Raw genomic sequence first — 1,015 nt, 5'->3', positions numbered from 1 at the left:
ATAACACCGTTTGGAACTAATATAAATTACCCTACAAGCCTACTTTAATAAATAGTAATATAGAAGATAAATTTACCGCCCTAACAAGTAGTATGTGCCCTGCGACATCGGTAGTAGCTATAACTGAGTACCGATTTACTAGGCGAGATAATCCTAAATATTATCTTGAAAACTCCCCACCACATACCCCGAACAAGGCGCACTTTCAATCCATGTTACCAACAGCGCTTTATCAGAGGCAATACTCGCATCTAAGGGTAAAAACACCGCGCTACCTGAGCCTGTCATGCGCGCTGTGCCCAGTGCTTGTGTTTCTAACCCTTGCAAATAATGTAAGGCCTCTGCAACAGCAGGAGCGAGGCTTGTCACTACTGGCGTAAACACATTGTGATAAGGCGTATTCAAATTTTGAACATAATCATTGGATTGATTTTTAATCGTATCAATCGATAGAGGAGCGATATCTCGCTGTAGTTTGGGGTGAGCGAATAGTTTGGCAGTATTGACATGCGCCTCAGGCGTTAAGACTAAATACTGCTGGTCAGGTAAATTGATGGCAGTTAATTCCTCGCCAATACCCATCGCAATGGCATCTTGGCCAAAGATAAAGATGGGTACGTCTGCGCCTACCTTTGCACCAATTTTTATAAGCGCATCGCGAGTAACGTTAAGCTGCCAAAGCTCATTGAGCACTAGCATAGTCGTTGCGGCATTGGACGAGCCGCCGCCCAATCCTGCGCCCATTGGTAAATGCTTGTCTAAAACTACAGCTACTTGTGCCAATTTATTAGGTAGAGTATCTGACTGTATGGCAAACGCTAGCAATGCGCGCGCGGCTTTGAAGATTAAGTTGTCTTCTATATCGGCAGTTATCGCCTCTGCACCAGCTAATACCAATAGCTGATGACAGAGGATGTTGGCATCTGCTTTATTATCAGCCGTTTGTATCACAGCATCATCCATGAGTGAAAAATGCAAATAATCGCCCCAATCAAGTAGGCGAAAAACCGTTTGC

General features: G+C 44.1%; 1 protein-coding gene. It reads right to left on the bottom strand.

Annotated features, from left to right (window positions below; translation table 11 throughout):
• Positions 1 to 153: 153 nt before the first annotated feature.
• The coding region (gene ispE, locus ACS8FC_RS15100; RefSeq protein ID WP_439297372.1) for a 4-(cytidine 5'-diphospho)-2-C-methyl-D-erythritol kinase at positions 154 to 1,015 on the bottom strand (862 nt) is incomplete at its 5' end.

The sequence above is a fragment of the Psychrobacter sp. 1Y4 genome (assembly GCF_051847555.1).
The sequence above is the reverse complement of the archived record's forward strand: the minus strand, read 5'-3'. Positions and strand labels throughout refer to the sequence as shown.